1 protein-coding gene is annotated in these 704 nt (G+C 44.9%); it reads right to left on the bottom strand.

What is annotated here, in order from left to right:
• Nucleotides 1-704 (bottom strand): glycosyltransferase (locus A3738_RS23750; RefSeq protein ID WP_156504457.1); only part of this gene is annotated, 704 nt, incomplete at both ends.

Below are 704 nucleotides of genomic sequence, written 5' to 3' on the forward strand. Positions count from 1 at the left end.
AAGCAGAGTTAATAAATAAAACGGAGAAGCTGATAAAAGTGCAACGTTGCTAAAAAAACAAACCAATAAAGGGATAAACGCCAAATACCGAAGTAACTTGTGCGATAGCATCTGAAATGCAAAGACCCCATGTTTAAATGGATTAAACAAGGTTCGCATATCGTGCATTGCCCAAAGCGCTCTAAGTGATACGCGAACACGCATATTATATTCGCGCCCTGAGTCATCTAGAGCTTCTTCTTTGAGGAGAGCTTGCTCTTCGTAGACGACGCGATAACCTTTTTCGGTAACTTTTAATGGTTGAACAAAATCCGGCAATTGATCTGGACGAAGCTGTTCAAACAAAAATGAACGAATCGCGTCGATCCCACCGTCAACCCCAACAACTGAGCCAACTTTCGTTTCTTGCTCGCGCAGATAGTTTTCATACTTCATATAACTAGAACAGCCGTCACCTACAAGCGAACCATCACCAGTGACGTAGACCATTTTTCCGGTGACATAACCTACCTCTGCATCCGCAAAATTTGCCACGATTTTCCGTAGAGCATCAGCCGCGTAAAGCGAATTCGCATCAGAAAAGACCAGTATGTCTCCTGTTGCTTGAGGAGCGATGAGATTAAGGCCAGAAGTTTTTCCGGCACGAGGTGTTTGGCGGACTAGGCGAATCGAGACGCCAGCAGACTGTTTCAAACTGGGGTCAG

The sequence above is a fragment of the Oleiphilus sp. HI0066 genome (genome assembly GCF_001635725.1).